Annotated in this window: 20 protein-coding genes and 1 pseudogene; 7 read left to right on the top strand and 14 right to left on the bottom strand. The window is 70.5% G+C overall.

Annotated features, from left to right (window positions below; genetic code table 11):
- Positions 1–321: 321 nt before the first annotated feature.
- Positions 322–1,152 (top strand): annotated as a pseudogene (locus ACFWIW_RS37065) (DMT family transporter); the annotation flags it as partial.
- Here ACFWIW_RS37065 and ACFWIW_RS37060 read toward each other — a convergent pair.
- Positions 1,150–1,605, bottom strand: coding sequence for an SRPBCC family protein (locus ACFWIW_RS37060; protein WP_378372750.1), 456 nt, complete (start codon positions 1,603–1,605; stop codon positions 1,150–1,152). The pseudogene ACFWIW_RS37065 and the gene ACFWIW_RS37060 sit on opposite strands and share 3 nt — an antisense overlap.
- Before the next feature lie 43 nt (positions 1,606–1,648).
- Between ACFWIW_RS37060 and ACFWIW_RS37055 the strand changes: the two genes are divergently transcribed.
- Positions 1,649–2,230: a TetR/AcrR family transcriptional regulator gene (locus tag ACFWIW_RS37055; RefSeq protein ID WP_378372749.1), complete on the top strand. Its 582-nt coding sequence runs from the start codon at positions 1,649–1,651 to the stop codon at positions 2,228–2,230.
- Here ACFWIW_RS37055 and ACFWIW_RS37050 read toward each other — a convergent pair.
- Positions 2,227–3,624 (bottom strand): class II fumarate hydratase, encoded by a 1,398-nt coding sequence (locus tag ACFWIW_RS37050; protein WP_340687108.1) that lies wholly within the window; start codon positions 3,622–3,624, stop codon positions 2,227–2,229. The genes ACFWIW_RS37055 and ACFWIW_RS37050 overlap by 4 nt on opposite strands.
- Positions 3,625–3,737: 113 nt before the next feature.
- Here ACFWIW_RS37050 and ACFWIW_RS37045 point away from each other — a divergent pair, with 113 nt between their 5' ends.
- Positions 3,738–4,727: an NAD(P)/FAD-dependent oxidoreductase gene (locus tag ACFWIW_RS37045; protein ID WP_378372748.1), complete on the top strand. Its 990-nt coding sequence runs from the start codon at positions 3,738–3,740 to the stop codon at positions 4,725–4,727.
- A 4-nt stretch (positions 4,728–4,731) separates the two neighbouring features.
- Here the strand turns inward: ACFWIW_RS37045 and ACFWIW_RS37040 are convergent, their stop codons facing one another.
- From ACFWIW_RS37040 to ACFWIW_RS37015, 6 genes are all read right to left on the bottom strand, one after another.
- Positions 4,732–5,499 (bottom strand): S1 family peptidase, encoded by a 768-nt coding sequence (locus ACFWIW_RS37040; RefSeq protein ID WP_378372747.1) that lies wholly within the window; start codon positions 5,497–5,499, stop codon positions 4,732–4,734.
- Positions 5,500–5,508: 9 nt separating this feature from the next.
- A complete protein-coding gene (gene glpX, locus ACFWIW_RS37035) occupies positions 5,509–6,579 on the bottom strand; it encodes a class II fructose-bisphosphatase (RefSeq protein WP_378372746.1) in 1,071 nt (356 codons plus the stop codon).
- Between the two features lie 84 nt (positions 6,580–6,663).
- On the bottom strand, positions 6,664–6,897 hold the full coding sequence (locus ACFWIW_RS37030) for an exodeoxyribonuclease VII small subunit (RefSeq protein ID WP_240599782.1): 234 nt from the start codon (positions 6,895–6,897) through the stop codon (positions 6,664–6,666).
- On the bottom strand, positions 6,894–7,334 hold the full coding sequence (locus ACFWIW_RS37025; RefSeq protein ID WP_378372745.1) for a hypothetical protein: 441 nt from the start codon (positions 7,332–7,334) through the stop codon (positions 6,894–6,896). Before ACFWIW_RS37025 ends, ACFWIW_RS37030 begins: the two co-directional genes overlap by 4 nt.
- On the bottom strand, positions 7,331–8,596 hold the full coding sequence (xseA, locus tag ACFWIW_RS37020) for an exodeoxyribonuclease VII large subunit (protein ID WP_378372744.1): 1,266 nt from the start codon (positions 8,594–8,596) through the stop codon (positions 7,331–7,333). The genes ACFWIW_RS37025 and xseA overlap by 4 nt, the downstream gene beginning before the upstream one ends.
- Positions 8,593–9,258: a lipid droplet-associated protein gene (locus ACFWIW_RS37015; protein ID WP_378372743.1), complete on the bottom strand. Its 666-nt coding sequence runs from the start codon at positions 9,256–9,258 to the stop codon at positions 8,593–8,595. Before ACFWIW_RS37015 ends, xseA begins: the two co-directional genes overlap by 4 nt.
- A gap of 151 nt (positions 9,259–9,409) precedes the next feature.
- Between ACFWIW_RS37015 and ACFWIW_RS37010 the strand changes: the two genes are divergently transcribed.
- A complete protein-coding gene (locus ACFWIW_RS37010) occupies positions 9,410–10,423 on the top strand; it encodes a 4-hydroxy-3-methylbut-2-enyl diphosphate reductase (RefSeq protein ID WP_378372742.1) in 1,014 nt (337 codons plus the stop codon).
- 108 nt (positions 10,424–10,531) lie between these two features.
- On the opposite strand, the gene ACFWIW_RS37005 is transcribed toward ACFWIW_RS37010, so the two are convergent.
- On the bottom strand, positions 10,532–11,410 hold the full coding sequence (locus ACFWIW_RS37005; protein ID WP_378372741.1) for a DUF6542 domain-containing protein: 879 nt from the start codon (positions 11,408–11,410) through the stop codon (positions 10,532–10,534).
- Positions 11,411–11,891: 481 nt separating this feature from the next.
- Complete coding sequence (gene rmuC / locus ACFWIW_RS37000; RefSeq protein WP_016337155.1) at positions 11,892–12,806, bottom strand: DNA recombination protein RmuC; 915 nt, start codon at positions 12,804–12,806, stop codon at positions 11,892–11,894.
- 179 nt (positions 12,807–12,985) lie between these two features.
- Here rmuC and ACFWIW_RS36995 point away from each other — a divergent pair, with 179 nt between their 5' ends.
- Together ACFWIW_RS36995 and ACFWIW_RS36990 are read left to right on the top strand one after the other, a co-directional pair.
- A complete protein-coding gene (locus ACFWIW_RS36995; RefSeq protein WP_378372740.1) occupies positions 12,986–14,137 on the top strand; it encodes an exonuclease SbcCD subunit D in 1,152 nt (383 codons plus the stop codon).
- Positions 14,134–17,085 (top strand): AAA family ATPase, encoded by a 2,952-nt coding sequence (locus ACFWIW_RS36990; RefSeq protein ID WP_378372739.1) that lies wholly within the window; start codon positions 14,134–14,136, stop codon positions 17,083–17,085. Before ACFWIW_RS36995 ends, ACFWIW_RS36990 begins: the two co-directional genes overlap by 4 nt.
- A gap of 67 nt (positions 17,086–17,152) precedes the next feature.
- Here the strand turns inward: ACFWIW_RS36990 and ACFWIW_RS36985 are convergent, their stop codons facing one another.
- Both ACFWIW_RS36985 and ACFWIW_RS36980 read right to left on the bottom strand, forming a co-directional pair.
- Entirely contained in the window at positions 17,153–17,653 is a 501-nt protein-coding gene (locus ACFWIW_RS36985) for a methylated-DNA--[protein]-cysteine S-methyltransferase (protein WP_378372738.1), read from the bottom strand.
- A 10-nt stretch (positions 17,654–17,663) separates the two neighbouring features.
- Complete coding sequence (locus ACFWIW_RS36980) at positions 17,664–19,109, bottom strand: DNA-3-methyladenine glycosylase 2 family protein (protein WP_378372737.1); 1,446 nt, start codon at positions 19,107–19,109, stop codon at positions 17,664–17,666.
- A 105-nt stretch (positions 19,110–19,214) separates the two neighbouring features.
- On the opposite strand from ACFWIW_RS36980, the gene ychF reads away from it, so the two are divergent.
- Entirely contained in the window at positions 19,215–20,297 is a 1,083-nt protein-coding gene (gene ychF, locus ACFWIW_RS36975; protein WP_240599790.1) for a redox-regulated ATPase YchF, read from the top strand.
- 25 nt (positions 20,298–20,322) lie between these two features.
- Here the strand turns inward: ychF and ACFWIW_RS36970 are convergent, their stop codons facing one another.
- Both ACFWIW_RS36970 and ACFWIW_RS36965 read right to left on the bottom strand, forming a co-directional pair.
- Positions 20,323–20,781 carry a hypothetical protein gene (locus ACFWIW_RS36970; protein WP_378372736.1) on the bottom strand — a complete coding sequence of 153 codons (459 nt, stop codon included), beginning with the start codon at positions 20,779–20,781 and terminating at the stop codon, positions 20,323–20,325.
- 80 nt (positions 20,782–20,861) lie between these two features.
- A complete protein-coding gene (locus tag ACFWIW_RS36965; protein WP_378372735.1) occupies positions 20,862–22,223 on the bottom strand; it encodes a M20/M25/M40 family metallo-hydrolase in 1,362 nt (453 codons plus the stop codon).
- Positions 22,224–22,280: the final 57 nt, after the last annotated feature.

The raw sequence follows: 22,280 nt of genomic DNA, 5'->3' as shown, positions 1-22,280 counted from the left end.
CAAGGCAGTGGCTTTCAGAGTCACCACGCGACCAAGACCGGACCCTAACCACTCACACGAGCAGCACAACCACCCTGACACTGAGTGGCTTTCGCGACACGCCCTCTGGCCAGGGACCTCGCCACCGCGGGGGACGGCCCAGCTGACGTTGCGAAAGCCACTTTCGCAACGTTGAAGGTTGCGAAAGTGGCTTTCGCAACCTGCCACCTTCGCCTTACCCCAAGAGCCCGTTCCCGGGACGAACGCAGGGCCTTTTGGTCCAGTGCGACAACCGAGATTTGGCTCTTCGCCTTGGACCAAAAAGCCGCCATCGTGAGCGGTATGGACAACGAAAGAAGAGGCGTGACGATCGGCGTGCTGGGGGTGCTGATCGTCGGCGCGTCCGTGCCGGTGACGGGAATGCTCGACGGATACCCCGTGCTCACCGGGCAGGCGCTGCGGTACGCGCTGGCGGGTGCGCTCCTGCTGGCGTGGGCCCGGCTGAGCGGGCGCCCGCTGCCGTTGCCGGGCGCGCGCGACCTGCCGTCGCTGATCGCCCTCGCGGCGACCGGGATGATCGGATTCCAGGCCTGCCTGCTGTTCGCGCAGCGCTACGCCGAACCCGGCCTCGTCGCCGCGTTCCTCGGCGGCACACCGCTCGTGCTCGCGCTCGCCGGCCCGCTCGCGAAGGGGAAACGGCCGTCGTGGGCGCCGGTGACCGGGGCGGTGCTCGCCGGGCTCGGGATCGCCGTGCTCTCCGGCGGCGGTGCGGCGCGCTGGCAAGGACTGGTGCTCGCCACGCTGGCCATGGTGTGCGAAGCGCTCTTCACCCTGCTCGCCGTCGGTGTGCTCGAAAGGCTCGGGCCGTTGGCGACCGCGACCTGGGGTTGCTTCGCCGCGGGCGCGGGCGGCGCGATCGTCGGGACGATCGCCGACCCGTCCGGCGCCTGGGCCTGGCCGAACGGGCGTGAACTGATCGCGCTCGGCTACCTGACTGTCGTCGTCACCGCGATCGCGTTTCTTCTTTGGTACTCGGCGGTTTCCGCGCTGGGCGCCGATCGGGCCGGAGTGCTGGTCGGCCTGATGCCGGTCTCCGGACTCGCCGTCTCGCTCCTGCTCGGCATGCAGGATTTCCGCTTCTCCCAGGTGATCGGAGTCGCGCTGGTGTCCTCAGGCGTCGCGATCGGCCTGCGCCGTCGCAAGCTCGACGAGCCTGGCGCACTTGACGTCGAAGTGCTTCACGACGTCGCCGCCGATGACCGCGACCATGACCGAGCGCAGCGGCCCGTCCATGGTGACCTTCTGGACGAATTCCGTCCCGCCGTCGACCTCGGTCAGGCTCAGCACGAGATCCATGGCGCCCAAGGGAATCGGCTGGCGAAGGGCGATCTCGCGGTCCTGGATCAGGGACGTGATCGTGAACGGCTCGGCGACCCGTGAGTGCACGCGGCCGCGCAATCCGTTCGGTACCAGGAAACCGGTCGAGCCCGCCTCGGCGGGACCGCGCAGTTCGACGCCGACGAGGTCGGGATCCCAGTCGGGCCACCGGGTGAAGTCGGCCAGCGTCGCCCAGAGCGCGGACGGCGGGCAGGGAAGGATTTCGCGGGAGGTTCTGGTCCAGGACATACCCCGACGATATACGGAACTGGCGGTCTCGTAAACTGGCGTCATGGCGAGAGGCAGGCCCAGGGAAGAAGGAATCGACGACGCGGTCCGCGAGGCCGTGCGGGCGTTGCTGGCCGAAACCGGTTACCAGCGCTGCACGATCGACGCGGTCGCGGCGCGGGCGGGGGTGGGCAAGGCCGCGGTGTACCGGCGATGGCGGTCGAAGGCGGAACTCGTGTTCGCCGCGGTGATCCATCCCGTCGAGCTAGAAGCGCCTTCGGACACGGGTTCGCTGCGGGGCGACGTGGCAGCGGTCCTCGAAGTGATCCAGTCCTCTTTGGACAGTGCGGAACTGCGGCAGGCATTGCCGTCGCTGCTCGCCGACGTCCGGGCGGATCCGGTGCTGGAGGCCCGGTTCGGCGAGGTCTTCCTCGGCCGCGAACGCGGTTATCTGGTCCAGATGCTGGATCGGGCCGTCGCGAGAGGGGAACTCTCGCGACGGCCCGATCCGGCTCTCGTCCACGCGATCCTGCTCGGCCCGGTGCTGACATGGCTGCACCTGTTCACCGAGACACCGCCTTCGGGTGGGTTGGCGGCTTCGCTCGCCTCACCGCTTCACGCGGCTGTGGTCGCTCTCGGCGTTTAGCGGCCTCCGCGCGCCATGCGGAGTACGTCGAGAGCCTCGTCCAGCTGAGCTTCGGTGAGCTTGCCGTTCGCGACGTGACCGCGTTCGATCACGACCTCGCGGATCGTCTTCAGCTCCTTGAGCGCCTGCTTCGCGATCGCGGCGGCCTCTTCGTAGCCGATGTATTTGTTGAGCGGCGTCACGATCGACGGCGAACCCTCGGCGTACTCGCGCGCGCGGCCGGCGTTCACCGTCACACCCGCGAACACCTTGTCCGCCAGCAGCCGCGAGACCGCGGCGAGCAGCCGCGCCGATTCGAGCACGTTGCGCGCGATCACCGGCAGGTTCACGTTGAGCTGGAAGTTGCCGGCCGCGCCCGCGAAGGCCACCGCCGCGTCGTTGCCGATCACCTGGGCGACCACCTGCAGCGTCGCCTCCGGGATCACCGGGTTCACCTTGCCCGGCATGATCGACGAACCCGGCTGGAGATCCGGCAGGGCCAGTTCGGCGAGCCCGGTGCGCGGGCCGGATCCCAGCCAGCGCAGGTCGTTCGCGATCTTGTTCAGCGACACCGCGACCGTGCGCAGATGCCCGGACGTCTCGACGACACTGTCCTGCGTCGCCTGCGCCTCGAAGTGGTCGCGTGCCTCGGTCAGCGGAAGACCGGTCACCGAAGCCAGTTCCTGCGAGACCGCCGCGCCGAAGCCCTCGGGCGCGTTCAGCCCGGAGCCGACCGCGGTCCCGCCGATCGGCAGTTCGCCGAGCCGCGGCAGGCCCGACTTCAGCCGCTCGACCCCGAACCGGACCTGCGACGCCCACGCGCCCGCCTCCTGGCCGAAGGTGATCGGCACGGCGTCCATCAGATGCGTGCGGCCGGATTTCACGATGTCCGCCCATTCGCCCGCGCGTGTCTCGATGGCGGCGGCCAGGTACTCCAGAGCGGGGATCACATCGGAGAGCACTGCTTCCGTCGCGGCGACGTGGATCGTCGTCGGGAAGGTGTCGTTCGAGGACTGCGAAGCGTTGACGTGGTCGTTCGGATGCACGTCGCGGCCCAGCGCCTTCGACGCGAGCGTCGCGATGACCTCGTTGGCGTTCATGTTCGACGAGGTCCCGGAACCGGTCTGGAACACGTCGATCGGGAAGTGCGCGTCGTGCTTGCCTTCGGCGACCTCGTCCGCGGCCTTCGCGATGGCCTCGGCGACCTCGGCGTCCAGTACGCCGAGCCGCGCGTTGACCCGCGCCGCGGCGGCCTTCAGCAGGCCGAGCGCGCGGATCTGGGCACGCTCCAGGCCACGGCCGGAGATCGGGAAGTTCTCGACGGCGCGCTGCGTCTGCGCGCGGTAGAGGGCGTCGACGGGGACGCGCACCTCGCCCATGGTGTCGTGTTCGATCCGGTATTCCTGTTCAGCCATACCCCAAGTCTCGCGCAGCGCCTCTCGGCGCGCTCCGTGTCTTTCGGCACGCGAGGGCTAGGATCGATTGTGTTCTCGATCACGCCGCCCACCACCGGCCGGGAGAGTGCCGAATGAGCGAGTCCGCTGGGGAAACGTCGTACGACCTCGTCATCATCGGGGCAGGTCCGACAGGTCTTTTCGCCGCCTACTACGCGGGATTCCGCGGCCTTTCGATGGCCGTCGTGGATTCACTGCCGGAAGCGGGCGGCCAGGTCACCGCGATGTACCCGGAAAAGATGATCTACGACGTCGGCGGGTTCGCCGAGGTCCGCGGCCGCGATCTGGTGCGGGGCCTGCTCGACCAGGCGGCTCCGTTCAAACCCGCGTATCTGCTCGGACGCAAGGCCGAGAAACTCGAAAGCGTCGAAGGCGGCGTCGCCATCGCCCTCGACGGCGGGCAGGTCCTGCGCGCCGGCGCGGTGCTGATCACCGCCGGGATCGGTGAGTTCACCCCGCGGCCGCTGCCTGCCGGCGACGGCTGGCTCGGCCGCGGCATGGTCCATTTCGTGCCCTCGCTGAAGGCGCACGAAGGGCAGCACGTGGTCGTCGTCGGCGGCGGGGATTCGGCGTTCGACTGGGTGCTCGCGCTCCATCCGGTCGCCGCGAGCGTCACCCTCGTGCACCGGCGCGCGAAGTTCCGCGCGGCCGAGTCGATCGTGCGGCAGGCGCGGGAACTCGGCGTGCGGATCGTCACCGACGCCGAGGTCACCCGGTTCCTCGACCGCGACGGCACACTGGCCGAGGTCGAGATCCAGGTCAAGGGTGCCGAGCCCGAAGTGCTGCGCGCCGACACGGTGGTCGCCGCGCTCGGCTTCACCGCGGATCTCGGGCCGATCGAAAGCTGGGGACTCCAGATCGACCACCGCGCGATCGCCGTCGACTCGACCATGGCGACCCCGCGGGAGCGGGTCTACGCGGCGGGCGACGTCGCGGCGTATCCGGGGAAGGTGAAGCTGATCGCGACCGGGTTCGGGGAGGCGGCGACGGCGGTGAACAACATCGCGGTCATGCTCGACCCGGAGGCGCATCTGTTCCCCGGTCATTCGAGCAACGCGGAATAGCGCGTCACGCCGCGGGCGGCGTGATCTTCTCCGCGATCCACTGCGCGTACGCCACCACCGAAGTCGCGATCGACGGCGAGGTCGCGCACACCGGGTCCGCGTTGCCCGGGCGGCTGATCGTGCCAAGCAGCACCCATTTCCCGTCGACCTTGGCGATCTCCGGCCCACCGGAATCGCCGTAGCACGAACCCGTGTTCCCGCCGGGGTTGTCGGTGCACAACTCGACGGCACCGTCGAACTTCGCGGTGCATCGCGTGCCTTCGACGATCTTCGTGTCCAGCTGCTGCAGCTTCGCCGGACCCTTGCCGCAGCCCGAAGTCGGGCACGTCTGGCCCCAGCCGAGCAGCCGGGTCGGCGTCCCGGGTGCCACGACGGCCCCGATCGCGATCGGCGCCGCTTTCACCGGGGCGGCCAGCCGCACGAGCGCGAGATCGCCGCCCGCGTGCTCGGGTTCGGGGTTGTAGGACGGATTCACGACGATCTCGGCGGGTTTCGCGATCTCGCCGCCCTGGGTGTTGTCCGTGCTGCCGATCCGCGCGCCCAGATTCGCCGGGTTCTTGCCCTCGACGCAGTGGCCCGCCGTCACGAGCCAGTCCGCCGCGATCAGCGTCCCGGCGCAGAAAGCCTTGCCGGAGGCCGAATGCAGCGAAACGACGAACGGATAGGGCTCGTCGGCCTCTCTCCCGCCGACGAGGTCGCCCGCGCCCGTGGCCTGCCCGGCCGGCGTGAGGACCATCGCCGCGAGCAGGACCACGAGCACGCGCTTGAGCACGGTTTCTCCTTAGGGGAGCGGGGGAACTACGTCGTCTTCCAGAGAATCGTCGAGGTGGCCGTCGAAGTTGACGGACGAGTACGAGCGGAGCTTGGTCAGCCGGTGGTAGCCGTCGATCATCCGGACCGTGCCGGACTTCGAGCGCATCACGATCGACTGGGTGGTGGCGCCGCCCGCGCGGTAGTGCACGCCGCGCAGCAGGTCGCCGTCGGTGACGCCGGTGGCGCAGAAGAACACGTTGTCGCCGCGGACGAGGTCGTCGTTGCCGAGCACGCGGTCGAGGTCGTGGCCCGCGGCCAGCGCCTTCGCGCGCTCCGCCTCGTCCTTCGGCCACAGGCGGCCCTGCAGTTCGCCACCGAGGCACTTCATCGCGCAGGCGGCGATGATGCCTTCGGGGGTGCCGCCGATGCCGAGCAGCATGTCGACGCCCGTGCTCGGCCGGGCCGCGGCGATCGCGCCCGCGACGTCGCCGTCGGAGATGAAGCGGATCCGGGCGCCCGCCTCGCGGACCTCCTTGATCAGCTGTTCGTGGCGCGGCCGGTCGAGGATGCAGACGGTGACGTCGGAGACGCTGGAGTTCTTGGCCTTCGCGACCCGGCGGATGTTCTCCGCGATCGGGGCGGCCAGGTCCACCTTGCCCGCGGCGTCCGGGCCGACGGCGAGCTTCTCCATGTAGAAAACCGCGGACGGGTCGAACATGGCGCCGCGTTCGGCGACCGCGAGCACGGCCAGCGCGTTCGGCATGCCCTTGGCCATCAGGGTCGTCCCGTCGACCGGGTCGACCGCGACGTCGCAGTCCGGCCCGTCGCCGTTGCCGACCTCTTCCCCGTTGAACAGCATCGGGGCTTCGTCCTTCTCGCCCTCACCGATGACGACGACACCGCGCATCGACACGGTCGAGACCAGCTGGCGCATCGCGTCCACCGCGGCACCGTCCCCGCCGATCTTGTCCCCGCGGCCCACCCAGCGGCCCGCGGCCATCGCGGCGGCTTCGGTCACGCGGACCAGTTCCATCGCGAGGTTGCGATCGGGGGCTTCAGGACGTCGCGAAGAGTCGGCGGACGAGGTGGGGGTGGGCATGCGGCCTCCCGGGTCAGGAACTCGGCGGGGTCCCAGTCTCTCAGATACCCACGGCGGTTCGGTGGCGCAGGAGCATGGTGAACGTCACTGACCGTCGCCGGCCTCGTCCTCGACGGACGACAACGCGGCCTCGATCCGCTCGCGCGCGCCCTCGAGGTGGTGCTCGCAGACCTTCGCCAGCTGCTCGCCCTTCTCCCACAGGGCGAGCGACTGTTCCAGGGACAGCCCGCCGGCTTCGAGCTCGCGGACGACCTCGACCAGCCTGTCGCGGGCCTGCTCATAGCCGAGTTCGGCGGTCTCGCCACCGGGTTTGCTCACGCTGTGCTTCCTTCTACCGGACGTCGGTGCTTGCCGATACCCGCGCACACTACCGCGCCGGCCATGGCGTTGTCGTAACCCACGAAGGCGAGAGCGAACTCCTGGCCGTCACCCTCCGCGATCGCGGCGACGAGGTTCTCCTGCGCCCGCGCCACCCGTTTGCGGTGCACGGAGCCGTCCGCGAACCACCAACGGGTGCCGACGTGCTCGGCCGTCGCTTCGGAGAGTTTGCGCAGCTGGGCGTCGAGACCCCGCTTCGCCGAAAACGGTGCCGATGAGCCCTCGGCGGACAAGAGTGCCTCGGCCTGGCAGCCCGCCAGCAGCACGGTCCAGCATTCGGCGGCCGCGCGGTCGGTCAGCAACGCGTTGCGCAGTACTCCGGGGGCGTCGGCCCGTCTCGCGGCGTCGATGGTCAAGGGCAGGAAACTCGCCGTCAACGCCCCTCCTCCGGCTCTCCCGAGACGACGGCGCCGAGTGCGCCGTCGACCACGCGGACGCGCAGTTTCGCGCCGTCCACGACCTCGGAGACGGACCGGAGTACCTGGAGGTTGCCTTCGGAATCGGTGTACTGCACCACGGCGTAGCCGCGTTCGAGGGTCGCCGCCGGGCCGAGCGCGGTCAGCCGCGCGCGGGCACTGGCGATCTCGGCCTGATCCTTCGCGAGCAGCGTGAGCATCGCGCGCCGCCCGCGTTCACGGTGGATCTCGACGTCGTCCGAGCGCCGCTGGATCGGGCCGAGCGGATCGGCGAGCACCGGACGGCTGCGCATCTGGTTCAGCAGCCTGACCTGCGTGTCCACCCAGCCGTGCAGGGCGCGGCGGCCGCGATCGCGCATCTGGCGGACGCGCTGGGTCTCCTCGCGCACGTCGGGCACGATCCGCTTGCTGGCGTCGGTCGGCGTCGAACAGCGGAGGTCCGCGACGTGGTCGAGCAGCGGGGTGTCGGGCTCGTGCCCGATGGCGCTGACCACCGGCGTCCCGGCCGCGGACACGGCGCGGCACAGCGCTTCGTCGGAGAACGGCAGCAGGTCTTCCACGCTGCCGCCGCCGCGCGCGATCACGATGACGTCGACATCCGGGTCACGGTCCAATTTGGACAGTGCCTGGAGGATCTGCGGGACGGCGAGCGAACCCTGCACGGCGGTGTTGATCACCTTGAACGCGACATGCGGCCAGCGGGCCTGCGCGTTCACCAGCACGTCGCGTTCGGCGGCGGACGCGCGTCCGGTGATCAGCCCGATTCCCTTGGGCAGGAACGGGATCTTGCGTTTGCGCTCCGGCGCGAACAGGCCCTCGGCGGCCAGCAGCCGTCGCAGCCGCTCGATCCGCGCGAGCAGCTCGCCGATACCGACCGCGCGGATCTCGTTGGCGCGCAGGCTCAGCGAACCGCGGTTCATGAAGAACGTCGGCTTCGCGTGCACCACTACGCTCGCGCCCTCGCGCAGCGGCGGTTCGATCGTGCGCAGCAGGCCCATCGGACAGGTCACCGACATCGAGACGTCCGCGGACGGGTCACGCAGGGTCAGGAATGCGGTGTTGGTGCCCTGGCGGGCCGAGATCTGCGTGACCTGGCCTTCGACCCAGACCGCACCGAGCCGGTTGATCCATTCGCCGACCTTGCGGGCGACCGTGCGGACCGGCCACGGGTTTTCGGCGGTCGTGGACGGACCCGCCGCCGCGGAGGTGGGTTCGGCGCTCACTGGCCTTCCGCGCCGTCGCCGTCGGCCTTCTTCACGTTCCCGATCCGCCGCGCGAGCATGCCGACGAACGACGCCCGGTCGGCGTTCGCCTTTTCGTAGGTCAGCAGCTCTTCCAGCTGCGCGAGGTCGAACCGGCGCAGGCGGGCGCGCAGCTGCGGCAAGGTGAGCGTGTCGTAGTCGTCGAGCCCGGCCGGGCCGGAGGTCACGGGCGCGCCCGCACCGGCGACACTGTCGAACTCGCCGTCGGCATGCTCCTCGGCGAGTGCGCGTTCTTCCTCGGCCCACGGGTCCTCGGTGAGCGCTTCGAGGTCGTGCAAGTGGCCGTTGGTCTCCGCACGCGGCTCGGGGACTTCGGCGTCTTCCCGCAGCGGGATGACGCACGAGTCGCGTTCGTACCGGCGTTCGCCCAGGTCCGGCGGGAGATCTTCGTCGAAGGTCGCCCAGCTGGGCGTGTCCTCGACCGGGCGAAGGCCCGACAGCGCGTCGTCACCCTTGATCGCGAGCTCGGTGACGTGCTGCTGGACGCGCATGGAGAACTGGAGCACCTGGCTGACCACCGTCACGGGGAGCCCGGTGAGCTGCTTGGGAAGTTCGCGAACCCGCTCGGCGGTGGTGACGGCGAGGCCCGCGGCGACCCGGAGGGGGAGCGGGAGAGGCTTCATGCGTCTAGCCTGCCGTATCCGGGCCATCCTGCCCAACCGAACGGGTGTGTCGGCTCACAGGACGTGACTCCCCGCACATACTTCGGCGGGGTTCCCTGGTCACCTGAACGTGAGTGCGAGTAGCCCCGGGGGCAGCCCGTACCCTGGGGGCATGAGTTCTGCGAGTCCCGGAATCACGCCCGCCGGCAGTCCGACGATCACCGAGTCCGGTGTGCCGGCAGGTGGCAAACGTGTCCTGCTCGCCAAGCCTCGCGGCTACTGCGCGGGTGTCGACCGCGCGGTCATCGCCGTCGAAAAGGCACTCGAGCTCTACGGCGCACCCGTGTATGTGCGCAAGGAGATCGTGCACAACCGGCATGTCGTGGACACCCTGCGCGAACGCGGCGTGATCTTCGTCGACGAGACCTCCGAGGTCCCCGAGGGCGAACTGGTGGTGTTCTCCGCGCACGGCGTCTCGCCCGCGGTGCACGCCGAGGCGGCCGAGCGCAACCTGCGGACCATCGACGCGACCTGCCCGCTCGTGACGAAGGTGCACAAGGAAGTCAACCGGTTCGCGAAGGACGACTACGACATCCTGCTGATCGGCCACGAAGGCCACGAAGAGGTCGAAGGCACCGCCGGCGAGGCTCCCGACAAGGTGCAGCTCGTCGACACCGCCGAAGACGTCGACAAGGTCGAGATTCGCGACCCGTCGAAGGTCATCTGGCTTTCGCAGACCACCCTTTCGGTCGACGAGACCATGGAGCGGGTGGATCAGCTGCGGGACAAGTTCCCCGGCTTGGCCGACCCGCCCAGCGACGACATCTGCTACGCCACCACGAACCGCCAGGTCGCGGTCAAGGCCATGGCCGCCGAATGCGACCTGGTGCTGGTGGTCGGCTCGAAGAACTCGTCCAACTCGAAGCGGCTGGTCGAGGTCGCGCTGAAGGCGGGTGCGCGCGCGTCGCACCTGATCGACTTCGCGCACGAGGTCGACGAAGCCTGGCTCGAAGGTGTCGAGACCGTCGGTGTCACCAGCGGTGCTTCGGTGCCGGACGTGCTGGTGATGGACCTGCTGTCGTGGCTGGCCGAGCGCGGCTGGGACAGCGTCGACGAGGTCACCACCGCGAACGAGAAGATCGCGTTCGCGCTTCCGCACGAACTGCGCAAGGCCGCGAAGGCCTGACGTTCCTGACGAGAAAGGGCCGCCCGAGGAAGTCCTCGGGCGGCCCCTTCTTTTGATCGGGCTCAAGCTGCTGGTCAGCGGCTCAAGTGGTAGCAAAGGTCCCTTGCTTCACCGCTCGTCGTCCCACGGACGGCGGCGAGGCGGCTGCCCTCCTCGGCGCGGGTCGTCCGCCCGTGGCGGGCGGCGGCGCGGGGCACCGGGGGCGCTTTCGCCACGGGGGTCGCGACGGCGCGGTTCGCCGTCTTCCGGCGGACGCGGCCGGCGGGGCTGACGTCCCGGAGGCGGCGGTTTGCGGGCGCCGGGTTCGGCGTCGCGGCGGGGCCGGCGCTCGTCGTCGACCGGACGGCGGCGGGGCGGGGCACCTTCTCGCGGCCCACCGTCCCGCGGAGCTCCGCGGCGGGAAGGCGGCGGCGGGGTCTGCCCGGTCCTTGCCGCCGGACGGCCACGCCCCGGCGCGGCGGCCGCGGCGGGCCGGGCGGCGGGCTTGGCCTCCGGTTTGGCGCCAGACTTGACCTTCACCGGGGCGTCGGGATCGCGTTCGCGGTAGATCCGGAAGAAACCGATCGCCAAGGTGACACCGGTGGTGATGGCCATCGTCGGGAAGCCGTTGATCAGCGGCGTGCCGACGTCGAAGGCTCTCGAAAGCAGGTCCGTGCCCTTGCTGCCGTCCGAGGTCAGGAGGATGACTCCAGGGACGGTCACGGCGAGGACCAGGGGCGGCTGCACCATCGGGCCGAACAGCCCGCGGCGCTGGACGGCCACCACCGCGGCCACCGCGCCGAGCGCGTAGCAGGCCTTGAACAGCAGGCCCAGGTCCTTCTGCATCATCATGTCGACGAAGGCGCCAAGGATGGCGAGCCCGAAGCCAACCAGGACGGCCGCCCACCAGGGCAGCCCGCGCCTGGCGCCGACGAGCGGACGCTCGTCCCAGGCAACGGGGACGTCGTCGGCATCAGGATCGCTCTGGCGATCGCGAATCGCGGTCACAGGCTCCACCGTATATCCAAGCTGCGGGCATACCGCCAACAGGCGGTGTGTCTATCGCCTGGTAGTGGTCATTCCGGACCACCCGGACGGACCGTCCGGGCGCTTACCGGAGGTACTACGAGTAAGCGGGCGACAAGGTTGCCGGCCGGGCCGAAACGGAGCCCGCGATTCCGGAAACCGCTGGTGGGGCGGTTCGGTCCGCGTTGGGCTCGTGAGTTCCAGGGTGCCCTTTCGCTCTCCGGCGGCTACTCGATGTGCTTGATCGGCGCGCCAGTGTTACCGCGGGTGAGGGGTGTGTGGAAATAGGGACGTTCAATGTCCCTATTTCCACACACCCTCACCCGCGGGCCGCTTCGAGGCGGGACTGTGGGATTTCAGGTCATCCAACGCCCCACAGTGGGCGTCTGGGGGGCGACGTCACGCAGAGTCGCTGACCTGCGCCACGAACTCGCCACCTTTGCCTCAACCCTGGTCAGACCACTCACGAGGCGGGGAGTTCGTCCGCCTTCCTGATCAGGGGCACCGGCGCCGGGCTGCCCGCGGCGTCCGTCAGCGGCGAGACCGTGCTCCGGAAGCTTTCGAGCGCCTCCAGCTCCCGCCGCCGGGCCGAGATGAAACGCTGCAGGTGGGTGCTCGACAGGTTCAGCGCGTCGACCGCGTTGCCCGCGGCCCGGTGCGCGGCCGCGGCGCCCGCTCGTACCTGCTCGACGTCCTCGACCAGTGCCCGTTCGGTCGCGGCGAACAGCGCGGCGGAGGCCAGTACGGCGAACCCCGTCGGCCCGCAGAGGAAGACCCGCCGGTCCAGCATCCAGCGCAGCAGCTCCGGGTCGGTGTCCAGCGCGGCGACCACGGCCGCGTCGGACGGGACGAACATGATCGTCCCGTAGATCGCGTCGGCCCAGCGCTGGTAGCCCTTGCCCGCCAGCTCGGCCGCCCGTGACCGGAGCTGCCGGACGTGGACGCGCAGGGCGTCCAGCCGTTCTTCGGGGTCGTCGGTTTCGACGGCCTCGGCCCAGCAGGCCATGCTCGCCTTCGCGTCGACAGGTACCGTCCGGCCGCCGCCGACCCGCAGCACCATGTCCGGTTTCGCGGCGCCGCCGCCCGCGAGGTCGGTCTGCAACGTGAAATGCAGCTCCTCGCGGAGCCCGAGCGCGCGTGCGGTCTCCAGGAGGACCTGCTCACCCAGCTCGCCCCGGCCGCTGATCGACGCGAACGCGACCTCGTACCGGCGCAGCGCGAGCTGCTGCTGATCCGCCTTGGCCCGCTCGGCCGCGACCTGTTTCGCCGCCGCGTCCGCCCGCCGCATGCCGTCGTTGTACAGCCGCCACAGCAGCGCGACGGCCGCGAGCAGCAGCAACGCGAGCACGACGGCCGCGGTGGTGATCACCGTCGCCACCGGTACCTCCCCTCCGGATCCGAGTCGGAGGACATCATGGCGGAACCCACCGACAAAACCGGAGTGACGCGGTCGCGCTCCGTATCTGACCTGCGCCGTCCCCGGCGTGTCGGAAAGCGCGGTGCCGCCAAGGGCGCGCCTCCCCTGTCCGGCCGGTGCGCGGCCCTACCTTGGGCTGCGTGAAGCTCCTGCACACCTCCGACTGGCATATCGGCCGCACCTTCCACGGCGCCGATCTGCTCGCCGAACAGGAAGCCGTGCTGGGTCATCTCGCCGATCTCGTGGTCGCCGAGTCGGTCGACGTCGTGCTCGTGTCCGGCGACATCTACGACCGTGCGGTGCCCTCGGCGGAGGCCGTGCGCGTGGCCACCACGGCGCTCGGCCGGATCCGCCAGGCCGGGGCGAAACTGGTCATGACGCCGGGCAATCACGACTCCGCGCCGCGGCTGGGCGCGTTCGCCGAATTCGCCGCGGCGGGCGGACTGCATCTGCGAGCCACGATCGACGGGCTCGCCGAGCCGGTGCTGTTGTCCGACGAGCACGGCGAGGTCGCCCTCTACGGGATCCCGTATCTGGAACCGGAGCCCGCGCGTCACGCCCTGGGCGTGCCCGAGGCCCGCGGCCACACCGGCGTGCTCACCGAAGCGATGCGGCGGATCCGTGAAGACCTCGCCGGACGACCGTCCGGAACGCGGTCGGTGGTGCTCGCGCACGCCTTCGTCACCGGCGGCGAGCCGACCGAATCCGAGCGGACCATCGCGGTCGGCGGCGTCGAGCAGGTGCCGGGTTCGGTGTTCGACGGCGTCGATTACGTCGCGCTCGGCCACCTCCACGGCCCGCAGACCCTCGCCGAGCACCTGCGCTACTCGGGCAGCCCGCTGGCGTACTCGTTTTCCGAGACACGCCAACGGAAATCGGTCTGGCTGGTGGAGCTCGGCGCCGACGGGCTGGCCGAGGTCCGGCGTCACGAACTGCCGGTGCCGCGCCGGCTCGCGATGCTGCGCGGAGAGCTGGCGGAGCTGCTTTCGGATCCGGCGCACGACGGCCTCACCGAGCATTTCCTCTCCTTCACGGTCACCGACCGGGTCCGCCCGATCGACGCGATGCGCAAACTGCGTGAGCGGTTCCCGTACGCCGTGCACATGGACTGGCAGCCGGAAGGCGGACATGACGGGGCCGCGCTGAAATACGCCGAAGCCGTCCGCGGGCGGTCCGACGTCGAGATCACCCGCAGTTTCCTGGAGGACTGCCGCGGCTCCGCGCCGTCGGAGAGCGAGGAGCGGCTCGTGCTGGCGGCGCTGGGCGCGGCGGGCAGGGAGCGCGAAGTATGAGACTGCACCGGTTGGAGGTCGCCGCCTTCGGTCCGTACGCGGGCCGCGAGGTGGTGGACTTCGACCTGCTCGGCGCCGACGGGCTGTTCCTGCTGCACGGTGACACCGGCGCGGGGAAGACGACGCTGCTCGACGCGATCGCGTTCGCGTTGTTCGGTACCGTCCCCGGCGCCCGCGGCGAGGTCAAACGGCTGCGCTGCGACCTCGCCGAGCCGGATCAGGTCACCGAGGTCGTCCTCGAACTGACCGTGCAGGGCCAGCGGATGCGGATCGCGCGCAACCCCGAGTACCAGCGGCCGAAGCGGCGGGGCGAGGGGATGACCGTCCAGCAGGCGAAGGCGGTGCTGAGCTGGGTCGGCACGGTGCCCGCCGGCCACGTGGCCGAGGGCATCACGCGGATCGACGAGGTCGCGCGCACGGTCGAACGGCTCATCGGCATGACGCACGAGCAGTTCTTCCAGGTGGTCCTGTTGCCGCAAGGCGAATTCGCGCGGTTCCTGCGCGCGAACACGGCCGAGCGCGAGGAGTTGCTGGAGCGCCTGTTCGGCACCGAGCGCTTCTCCGACGTCGAGAACTGGTTCGCGAATCTGCGTGCCGAACGCGGCCGGGAGTTGCACGCCCGGCAGCAGACGCTGCGGGAATGGGTCGCGCGGTTCGCACAGGTCGCGGGGCAGGAGGCACCCGAAGAGGGACAGGCCGAGTGGGTCGGCGAGGTGCTCGCCGAGTCGGCGCGCCGCGTCGGCGAGGCGCAGGAGCGTGACACGAAGGCCCGTGCGGCGGCCAAGAAGGCCGAAGCCGTCTGGCAGGAGAACCGGTCCACCGCCGAGCGGATCCGCCGGGTGCGTACCGCGTACACGCGGCTGTCGGTGATCGCCGAGCAGGCGGACCAGCGCGCGGAGTGGGCGGAAGAGGTCGAAGCGGCCCATCGCGCCGCCGGGGTGGTCGCGGAAGCCGATCTGCTCGAACGCAGGCTCGACCAGCTCGCCGAGGCCGAAGCCGCCGAGGCCCTCAGGGCCCGGGAAGTCCCGGACGCAGCGGACAGTCCCGCCGCGGAGCTGCGTGCGCGGGCGGGCGGTTTGCGTGAAGAGGCGGGAGCGCTCGCCGAACTCGTGGCGGAAAGCGAGCAGCAGCAACGGGATCTGGTTCGGCGCGAGCAGCTGACCGCCGCCGCGGGCAAGGCGGAGAAGCAGGCCGAGGACTTCGCCGCCGAACTGGGTGCCGCGCCGGAGAAGGTCTCGGCTTTGCGTGCCGAGGCGGCCGCCGCCGCCGAAGCCGAAGCGAAGCTCGACGGCGCCCGAACGCGCGTCGACGAGCTGACCGCGCTGGTCCGTGACGCCGACGAGATGCCTCGGGCGAAGCAGGTCGTCGAGCGGGCGCGCGCGGCGGTCAGCGAGGCCGTGGACGGCCATCAGCAGGCCCGGCAGCACCGGCTGGACCTGCGGGAGCGGCGTCTCGAAGGGATGGCGGCCGAGCTCGCCGCCGGTCTGCACGCGGGCGAGGACTGCCCCGTCTGCGGGGCGACGGAGCATCCGTCGCCGGCGACGCATACCGGTGGCCTGGTCGACCCCGAGGACGAACGCCGCGCCGAAGTCGCGGAGCAGCAGGCGCATACGCGGCGCGAGAAGGCGAAAGCCGCGTTGCAGGAGGCCGAAAACCGCCTGACCGTCCTGATCGAGCGGTTGGGCGAGCAGACCGCCGAGAGCCTGCGGGCCGGGCTCGGCGAGGCGCGCGATCTGGTCGCCACGCTGTCGGAAGCCGCTCGCCGAAGGCCTGCGCTCGAGACCCAGATCGGTGCCCTGGAACGGAAGATCGAGCAGCTGACCGAACAGCGCGGGGCGGCCGAGCGTCGGACGGTCGAGATCGCGACCGAGGTACGCGGCCTGACGGAACGGCTGACCGAACGCGAGCGGCGGCTGGAGAGCGCGCGCGGCGAGTTCGCCGACGTCGCCGCCCGGCGGCGGCATCTGCTCGGCTTCGCGACCCGCCTCGACGCGCTCGCCGAAGCGCGGCTGAGCGTCGCGGGGGCAAGAGAACGGCGTGACGAGCAGGCGAAGCTGGTCAAGGAAGCGTTGCGGGCCAAGGGTTTCGCCGATCTCGACGAGATGCGGGCCGCGGCGCGGCCGGACGAGCAGATCACGAAACTGGAGGCCAGTCTCGCCGACGCGAAGGTGATGGAGCGGGCCGCCCGCGAGGAGCTTGCGCAGCCCGACCTGTTCGGCATCTCGCCGGAGGACGAGATCGACGTCGGTGCGTCGGCGGACGCGGTGCAGGACACGCGAGGCGAGGCCGAACAGGCTTTCGCGGCCCTGCGGACGGCGAAGACGCGGCACGCGGACCTGACCGGCCTGGCCGAGCGGGTGACGTCCTTGATGGCGGAGCTGGCGCCGGTCGAAGAGCGGTACCTCGAACTGAAGGCGCTGGCCGAGGTGGTCAACGGACGCGGGCAGAACGCGCGGAAGATGTCGCTGCGCTCCTACGTCCTCGCCGCGCGACTTGAAGAGGTCGCGGTCGCGGCGACCGCGCGCCTGCGGACGATGAGCCAGGGCCGCTACTCCTTCGTGCACTCCGACGCGGCCGGGGCGCGGGGCACCCGCGGCGGCCTCGGACTCGACGTGCTCGACGACTACTCCGGCTCCATCCGGCCCGCGAAAACACTGTCAGGCGGCGAGTCCTTCCTCGCGTCGCTCTCGCTGGCTCTGGGGCTCGCCGACGTCGTCGCCGCCGAAACCGGCGGAGCGCTGCTGGACACGTTGTTCATCGACGAGGGCTTCGGCACGCTGGACGCCGAGACGCTCGACATCGTCATGAACATCCTCGACGAGCTTCGCGCCGGCGGGCGAGTGGTCGGGCTGGTTTCGCACGTGGAGGAACTGCGGCAGCGAATCCCGACGCGGCTACGCGTCCGGAAGGCGCGTACGGGCTCTTCGGTGGAGATCCACGCCGCCTGACAGGACCGCGATGGGTCTCGTGAGTGGCAAGGACGGTTAGAACCGTCCTTGCCACTCACGAGGCGGTTCAGGCGGCTTCGTGCGTCAGCAGCCACTGCTTCGCCGGAACGCCCCAACGGAAGTTCCCCACGCCGCCGCCGCTCCGCACCACCCGGTGGCACGGCACGAACAACGCCGCAGCGTTCTTCGCGCACGCCGACGCGGCCGCCCGCACCGCCGCCGGATTCCCCGCCAGCGCCGCGTACTCCGCGTAGCTCACCGGCTCTCCCGCGGGCACCTTCCGCAGGATTTCCCAAGCGTGCTCCCGGAAAGCGCCGGACCGTTGCCGCACCTCGATGTCGGCGACGGCGTCCAGGTCACCCTCGTGGTACCGGCGGATCGCGGTGCTCACCGGCCCCAGATCTCGTCGCTCCTTCACCTCGCCGGGGGCGAGCGACGGCGAGATCAGCGGCGTCAGCTCGGCGACGTCGCCGGTCCAGCCCGAGGCGAGCACGGCCCCGTCACCCGCCACCACGGCGGTGAACGGGCCGATCTTCGTGTCCATTGTGGACCAATACGCGATGCTCATCGTCTTCCTTTCAAGCGCGCAACAGGTACATGCCGGCGTACGAGGACCAGGGCTGCCAGGCCCGTCCGCGTTCGGCCAGTGTCTTTTCGTCGTCGGTGATGCCCAGCGCCGCTGCTCCACGGCGCAGCGCCGGATCGCCGGTCAGCAGGACGTCCGGTGCGCCGAGCACCCGCATCAGGACGTAGTCCGCGATCCCCGGCCCGATCCCCGGGAGCTCCAGCAGCTCCGCCCGCAACTCCAGCGGATCGCGGCCGACGTGGACCGACACCTCGTCCGCCAGCGCGCGGGCCACCGCGGCCACCCGCTCCGGGCCGTGTCCGGCGACCTGGGCCGCCGTCGGGAACAACGTGGTCAGCCCTTCGAGCGACTCGTCGCAGCTGGGCACGCGTTCGCCGAGGCTTTCGACGAGCTCGGCCGTCTCGGCGGGGGAGAGCATCGCGCGCAGCACGAGCTCGTCGCCGTCGACGGCACCGGGCACCCGGATACCGGGGATCGCCTCGACCAGCGGCGCGAGGGCCGGGTCGGCCCCGAGGACCCGCGCGACCGCCTCGGGATCGGCGTCGAGGTCGAGCAGGCGCCGCACCCTGGCCACCGCGCTGCTCAGGTCACGCAGATCGGTGAGCCGCAGGTCGCAGCGGACGTGGTCGTCCTTCGCCGTCACCCACGCCACGCCGGAGCCGTGCGCGAGCCGCAGCGTGCGCCCGTAGCCGGTCACCCCGGAATCGTCGCGGGTCACATGCTCGATGCCGGGAATCGCCTGGTCGGCCAGGAAGTTCAGCGTCCCGTCCGCGTCGAACGGCTTCCGGAACGGCAGCCGCAGGCTCAACCGGGTCCCGGTCGGCAGTTCCTCGGCCTTGCGGCGGCGAAGGCTCGCCGCCCGAAGCTGCGAAGGCGTCGTCGCGAAGACTTCCCGGATCGTCTCGTTGAACTGGCGGACGCTGGAGAACCCCGCGGCGAACGCGACGTCGGTCAGCGGGAGTCCGGACATCTCGATCAGCAGCCGCGCCGAATGCGCCCGGTGCGCCCTGGCCAGCGCCAGCGGACCCGCACCGAGCTCCGCGGTGAGGACGCGGCCGAGCTGCCGTTCGGAATAGCCGAGCCGCCGCGCGAGCCCGGGGACACCGTCGCGTTCGACGGTGCCGTCCGAGATGAGCCGCATCGCCCGTGCGGCGAGGTCGGCCCGGATGTCCCAGTCGGGCGAGCCGGGGACCGCGTCGGGCAGGCAGCGGCGGCAGGCTCGGAAGCCGTGGGACTGGGCGGCCGCCGACGTCGGGTAGAAGCGGACGTTCTGCTGCTTCGGCGTCGACGCGGGGCAAGAGGGACGGCAGTAGATCCCGGTGGTGGAGACGGCCATGATGAACTGGCCGTCGAACCGGGAATCACGGGCGGCGACGGCGCGGTAACACCGTTCGGTGTCGCGCCACACGGCCCGTTCGGCCAGGGTCTGCTCGGTCATGACATCGATCGTGCCACCAGGTCGGAGCGGCGGCTGGCGGAAATCCGACACCGCGATCAAGGCCTCGGCGGATGGGGCGGCGGGCGGCACGTAGACTTCTGGCCCGTGAGTCTCACCCTCGGCATCGTCGGCCTGCCCAACGTCGGCAAGTCCACCCTGTTCAACGCGCTGACCCGCAACGACGTGCTCGCCGCGAACTACCCGTTCGCGACGATCGAGCCCAACGTCGGTGTCGTCCCGCTGCCGGACCCGCGGCTGGACAAGCTCGCCGAGGTCTTCGGCTCCGAGCGGACCGTGCCCGCCGTCGTGTCCTTTGTGGACATCGCGGGTATCGTGAAGGGCGCCTCCGAGGGGGCCGGCCTCGGCAACAAGTTCCTCGCGAACATCCGCGAGGCCAACGCGATCTGCCAGGTCATCCGCGTGTTCGACGACCCGGACGTGATCCACGTCGACGGCCGGATCGACCCGGGCAGCGACATCGAGACGATCAACACCGAACTGATCCTCGCCGACCTGCAGACCTTGGAGAAGGCGCTGCCGCGGCTGGAGAAGGAAGCGCGGACGAAGAAGGAGAACAAGCCCGCGCTCGACAACGCCCAGAAGGCGAAGGAGATCCTCGACGCCGGGCGCACCCTCTTCCAGGCGCAGAAGGAGGTCGACTTCGAGGCGCTGCGCGAGCTGAGCCTGCTCACCACGAAGCCGTTCCTCTACGTCTTCAACGCCGACGAAGGCATCCTCACCGACGAGTCGCGCCGCGAGGAGCTGGCCAAGCTGGTCGCCCCGGCCGACGCGGTCTTCCTCGACGCCAAGGTCGAAGCCGAACTGCTCGAACTGGACGACGAGGAGTCCGTGCGCGAGCTGCTGGAGTCCGTCGGCCAGCACGAGCCGGGCCTCTACTCCCTCGCGCGCGCCGGCTTCCACACCCTCGGCCTGCAGACGTACCTGACCGCCGGCCCCAAGGAGTCGCGCGCCTGGACGATCCCGCAGGGCGCGACCGCCCCGCAGGCCGCGGGCGTCATCCACACCGACTTCGAGCGCGGCTTCATCAAGGCCGAGGTCGTCTCGTTCGACGACCTGATCGAGAACGGCTCGATGGCCGCCGCCCGGTCCGCGGGCAAGGTGCGCATGGAGGGCAAGGACTACGTCATGGCCGACGGCGACGTGGTGGAGTTCCGCTTCAACGTCTGATCTTTCCCGGTACGACTTGCGACGTCTAGAAGACGGCCCGCAGGAAGGCCACGAAGCCGGCGATCCCGAAGAGTGCCAGTCCGCCGGTCCAGATCCGGTAGGACCGGAGCCGGATCATCCGGCGGCGCGTCCGGCCGGCGTTCCTTGCCCTGATCTCGCCTGTGGCGAAGATTTCCGGCCAGCCGTGTTCCCGTTCGATGCGGTGCAGCAGGACCGAGTCGGTGACCTCGTTCTGCCGCTGCCGGAGCAACAGCTGGATCGACATCGCCGACACGATCGTGGACAGGAGCCCCGTGACGGCGGCCGCGAGCGGCGACGACTGTGCCCCGTAGGCGAGGGACAGGAGAAAGGACTGCGCTGTCAGGGAAAGCGCGGGGACCTGCCACATCAGCGTGTCGAAGGCCTGACGTCGCGTGGCGAGGATCTGGTACTGGGTGATGGTCACCGGGGATGCGGCGGGCCGCTCGTCCGAAGAAGGCGTCACTCGATCAGAGTGGCACCTGGGCCACGGCCTCGTGAGTGGTAAGGACGGTTCTAACCGTCCTTACCACTCACGAGCCCGGCTCACTTCCGCAGCAGGCTGTACGCCGCCGAACCGATCAGCTCCAGTGAGACCTGAAGCCGTTCAAGGGAAACGTTGTCCTTGATGGTGTCTTCCGGCGTGTGGTACGTCGGCTCCAGCAGCGCCGGGCCGGTTTCGCCACGCCAGCTGAAGTTGCCCGAAGCGATCCCGCGCTCGAAGAACGGCACGTGGTCGCTCGAACCGCGCGCCACCGGACCCTTGACCCGCGGGTCGTAGCCGAGCCGCTTGGCGGCGGCGTTGACGGCCGCGGTCGTGGCGTTGTCGGCGCCGTCGACCGAAAGCAGCCAGTAGGTGACCGCCGGGTCCCAGCTGGTGGCGACCATGTCGTTCTGGAAGCAGCCCGCGATCCGCTTCGCTTCCGGGTCGGACAGGTTCTTGACGTAGTGCCGCGAGCCGATCAGCCCGTACTCCTCCGAGCCCCACAGCGCGATCCGCAGCGTCTTGTTCGTCGGCAGGTAGCGCAGGACGCGCGCCAGTTCCAGGCACAGCACGGTGCCGCTGCCGTCGTCGTTGGCGCCGGGGGAGCCGGGGACGCTGTCGTAGTGCGCGGTCACCATGACCACGCCGTCGTCCTTGCCGGGGAACGTGGCGGGCCGCTCGGCGATGACGTTGTACGACGTCAGGTTCTTGTGGTGCGTCGCCGTCGCCTTGACGGTGACCGACCCCTTGGCGAGCCGTTCGCGCAGGCGCTCCACCTGCACCTGGGCCAGGCCGAGCACCGGGATGGTGACCGGGGTGGCCAGCGTCGGCGAGAACGCGGACAGCTTGCGTGCCGGGTCGGCGCCGATCCGGCCGAGCAGCACGGCGTCCGCTCCGCGCTGCGCGGCCGTCAGGTAAGCGTCGGCCTTGTTCGCCACGGCGGCGATCAGCACGATCTTGCCGGTCAGGTCGTCGGGCAGGGTGCTGCCGTCGCCGGCGTCGACGACGACGGCCTCGCGCGTGACGTCCTGCAAGCCCTGCGGCGACGAGCCGGTCTGCCAGCTGTCGCGCCCGATCGACAGGCTGCCAAGGAACTTGTCGGCGATCGGGAACGGCTGCAACGTGACCTGGTAGCGCAGGTCGCGAAGGACCTTCGCGATGTAGTCCCTGGCCCGCAGTTCGCCCTCGGTGCCGGCGATCCGGGGGCCGATCTTGTCGCTGAGCACCCGCAGGTGCTCCAGCGCCCGCCGCGAACGGACCCGTGCGACCACGGGGTAATCGCCGAACTCCAGCGACGGCGGGAACTGCGCGCCCGGACGTTGTTGCGTGGCCGCGGCGGCGGTGCCGGGGTTCAACCCGATCGTCGCCGCGCCCGCCAGTGCCACCGCGCCCGCGAGCACCTCACGTCTGCGCAGACCTGCCATGGAACACCCCTCACTTCTCGGAGAAACTCGTTCGAGTAGCTAAGAGTCACGCGGCTC

It is taken from the genome of Amycolatopsis sp. NPDC058340 (assembly GCF_042723975.1).
GTDB lineage: Bacteria > Actinomycetota > Actinomycetes > Mycobacteriales > Pseudonocardiaceae > Amycolatopsis.
Note: the sequence above shows the minus strand (reverse complement) of the source record. Positions and strands in the feature narration are given on the sequence as shown.

Coding starts and splice junctions, on each gene's coding strand:
- ACFWIW_RS37015 (WP_378372743.1), bottom strand. CDS start 9,258: ATGAAGCCTCTCCCGCTCCCCCTCCGGGTCGCCGCGGGCCTCGCCGTC.
- ACFWIW_RS37045 (WP_378372748.1), top strand. CDS start 3,738: ATGAGCGAGTCCGCTGGGGAAACGTCGTACGACCTCGTCATCATCGGG.
- ACFWIW_RS36985 (WP_378372738.1), bottom strand. CDS start 17,653: ATGAGCATCGCGTATTGGTCCACAATGGACACGAAGATCGGCCCGTTC.
- ACFWIW_RS37055 (WP_378372749.1), top strand. CDS start 1,649: ATGGCGAGAGGCAGGCCCAGGGAAGAAGGAATCGACGACGCGGTCCGC.
- ACFWIW_RS37050 (WP_340687108.1), bottom strand. CDS start 3,624: ATGGCTGAACAGGAATACCGGATCGAACACGACACCATGGGCGAGGTG.
- ACFWIW_RS36965 (WP_378372735.1), bottom strand. CDS start 22,223: ATGGCAGGTCTGCGCAGACGTGAGGTGCTCGCGGGCGCGGTGGCACTG.
- ACFWIW_RS36990 (WP_378372739.1), top strand. CDS start 14,134: ATGAGACTGCACCGGTTGGAGGTCGCCGCCTTCGGTCCGTACGCGGGC.
- glpX (WP_378372746.1), bottom strand. CDS start 6,579: ATGCCCACCCCCACCTCGTCCGCCGACTCTTCGCGACGTCCTGAAGCC.
- ACFWIW_RS37010 (WP_378372742.1), top strand. CDS start 9,410: ATGAGTTCTGCGAGTCCCGGAATCACGCCCGCCGGCAGTCCGACGATC.
- ACFWIW_RS37060 (WP_378372750.1), bottom strand. CDS start 1,605: ATGTCCTGGACCAGAACCTCCCGCGAAATCCTTCCCTGCCCGCCGTCC.
- ACFWIW_RS36980 (WP_378372737.1), bottom strand. CDS start 19,109: ATGACCGAGCAGACCCTGGCCGAACGGGCCGTGTGGCGCGACACCGAA.